Annotated in this window: 3 protein-coding genes; all 3 read right to left on the reverse strand. The window is 39.2% G+C overall.

Translation table 11 applies throughout. The features are described from left to right. Positions 1-13: 13 nt before the first annotated feature. A complete protein-coding gene (locus V7112_RS00685; protein ID WP_335413892.1) occupies positions 14-961 on the reverse strand; it encodes a GNAT family N-acetyltransferase in 948 nt (315 codons plus the stop codon). A gap of 1 nt (position 962) precedes the next feature. Continuing rightward, positions 963-1,877 (reverse strand): N-acetylmuramic acid 6-phosphate etherase, encoded by a 915-nt coding sequence (gene murQ / locus V7112_RS00690; protein WP_335413895.1) that lies wholly within the window; start codon positions 1,875-1,877, stop codon positions 963-965. A 12-nt stretch (positions 1,878-1,889) separates the two neighbouring features. Beyond that, on the reverse strand, positions 1,890-2,949 hold a 1,060-nt coding region (locus tag V7112_RS00695; protein ID WP_335413898.1), incomplete at its 5' end, for an exo-beta-N-acetylmuramidase NamZ family protein.

The following is a 2,949-nucleotide window of genomic DNA, read 5'->3' on the forward strand; positions in this document are numbered from 1 at the left end:
TTGCTGAATAAAGTTAAAGATCCTTTTTCATCACGTGGAATGTACGCGTGATTGTGAATCCTGTTTTTTTGTAAAGATATCCGGCAGACGTTTTTTCTCCCGTCCAAAGGAACCAGGCACCGTGCAAGCTTTCTGATTTCATATTTTGCAAGCATAAATGGAGTAAAATTTTCCCCAGCCCTTTACCTTGCTGTTCTGGGTCGACCCCAAAAGGTCCGAAACGGTCTGGCACCTGCTCATAGCCTCCGTAAATACAGAATCCTACAATTTTATCATCCTGTCTTGCAACAAGAATTCTCTCCATTGGCAAGCCTTGTAAAACTCCTTCACGAATGGCTCTTCCCCAATCAGGGTTAAACTTCAAATTCGCAAATTGGATGACATCATAGAGGTCCTTATCCTCTGCTTTCGTAAAGGTATAGCCCTCTTCTTCCCTTTGCTTCACAAGCTCTTTTATTTCATCAGAAAGCTTAAAGTCTACTAAATTGCGATCCATAGCGATTGGTGAATAAAGCTTTGTAAAGCCTTCGGCCTGTAAAAATTGATAGGCTTCCGGATAAGCAGTCTCATCAATTCCTGGCATAATATAATTTGGGGCATAGGATGAAAAGAACACATGCTTGCAATTATTCTCTTTTAGAAAGCTTATGGCTTCTTTCATTAGTTGGGCACCAACACCCGTTCTTTGGTGACTTTTATCAACGAAAAAGAAAGGAATCCACCCATTATCCGGTTCTAAATCTGTCCCAAACATCGGCAACAGTCTTCGAACCGCATATACACAGCCTATTAATTTATTATTCTCGAAAGCAAGCCTCATTCCTGCTGGATCAAAGTTTGCATCTAATAAAACGAGATTACGAAAACGCTTTGAAGTAATCGGATCCTTCCATAAGGATTGATTCCATAGTTCTACAATTTGTTTTTCGTCACCTGATTGATAGTGTCTATATTCCACCAAACTAATTCACTCCCTTAGTTGCCAAATCGATTGCCTTTCGTACAAATCCATTGGCTGAATGAATATGTTTTTTTGCTTCTTCAAAGGAAACATCTGCTTTAATCATGACAATAGCTGGCTTAACCTCATAATTTGTAATCTCCAATACTTCCTCCGCTTTACTATAAGGAACGTTCGTTATCGTTGAGAGGATATTTTTAGCTCGTTCCTGAAGCTTAATATTACTTACTTTTAAATCGACCATAAGATTTTCATAGACTTTTCCAACTTTTATCATCGTCGACGTCGTAATCATATTTAGAATTAATTTATGGGCAGTTGCAGCCTTCATTCGTGTTGAACCAGTTACGACCTCAGGTCCAGTTTCCACTTCGATGGCAATGTCAGCATGTTGACTGATTTTAGAATTTTTATTGCTTGATAAACTAACCGTCTTTGCGCCAATTTTCTTTGCATACTGAAGGGCCCCAATTACATAAGGCGTTCTACCGCTAGCAGCAATCCCAATGACGACATCAATCTCTGTAAGATTTCGTGCTTCTAAATCCGTCGCACCTAAATGTATATTGTCCTCTGCACCTTCTACCGCTTTAATAAATGCATTACTTCCGCCAGCAATAATCGCTTGCACAAGGTCAGGAGGAGTACTGTAAGTTGGTGGACATTCAACCGCATCCAAAATGCCAATTCTTCCACTTGTACCTGCTCCCATATAAAATAATCTGCCACCTTGACTTAAAGATTGATAGACCATTTCAACCGTTGCTTCTATCTCCGGCAGTACATCTTCCACACGGTCAGCAACTGTTTTGTCCTCATTATTAATTGTCTTTAAGATTTCAATCGTGGACATATTATCAATATGTGCGGAAGCTTTATTCCTCATTTCCGTTGTTAAAGCTGATATATTTGTCATATGTTTACCATCCTATTTATACAAAAGATATGGTTCCCTTTGTTTTTTGAAAGAAGCGACCTGCTCATTACAAGTCTCCAAGAAATCAACCGTAGTCCCATTTAAAATATGTTCTTTTAATTTTTTCGTTCCTGCTATTAAATCAAAAAAGTATTTTCCATTATCATTACGAATGAAACTGAAATCATTTGGATACATTTCAGCTATCGTTTCTATAAGTAAAATTCCCGCTTCTAAAGAATTTAATTTTCGGCGATCTACTACATGCAATTGTATTCCCCCACACACTTCATCTTTATGCTTTTGGTAGGTAGGAATAAACGATGTAGGGCGTGCTAACACACCTGAAACCTTTTTTTTGTTAAATGTCTTTGCTAACTTGTGGCCATCAATAAATGGGGCACCAATATATTCAAAGGGTCTAGTCGTTCCTCTTCCTTCTGATAGATTCGTTCCTTCCACTAAACATGTACCAGGATATAAAATATTCATATCAATGTTCGTAGTGTTCGGCGAAGGCGGAACCCAAAAAAGATCTGTTTCGTCATAATACATATCCCTTTTCCAGCCTTGCATTGGAACAACCGTTAACTCGCAATCATACCCAAATTCATGCTTAAACAATAAGGCTAGTTCCCCGACAGTCATACCATGCCTGTTCGGAATTGGCAGTAAACCAACAAATGACCGTACATCCGCTTCGACTAAATTCCCTTCCATCTTTTCACCAGAAACAGGGTTAGGTCGATCTAAAACGATAAATTCTTTTCCGTACTCAGCACAGGCCTCCATCACATAGGCCATCGTATAAATGAACGTATAATACCTTGAGCCGATATCCTGGAGATCAAAAACAACAACATCAACAGACTCAAGCATTTCCTTACTAGGCTTTCTGCTTTCTCCATATAGGCTAAATACAGGTAACCCCGTATATGGATCTACTGTCGACTCTACCTTTTCTCCTTCTTTTGCATCCCCTCGAATGCCATGCTCTGGTGCATACAATGCTGTTAACTGAATGTCCGGGTGCTCATGGAATAAATCAATGGTAGGGATGAGTTGGTGATTG

The sequence above is a fragment of the Bacillus sp. JJ1566 genome (assembly GCF_036962685.1).
Lineage (GTDB): Bacteria > Bacillota > Bacilli > Bacillales > Bacillaceae_L > Ferdinandcohnia.

Bases quoted from the DNA above. Each gene is read 5' to 3' on its own strand.
- murQ (WP_335413895.1), bottom strand. From the start codon at position 1,877: ATGACAAATATATCAGCTTTAACAACGGAAATGAGGAATAAAGCTTCC.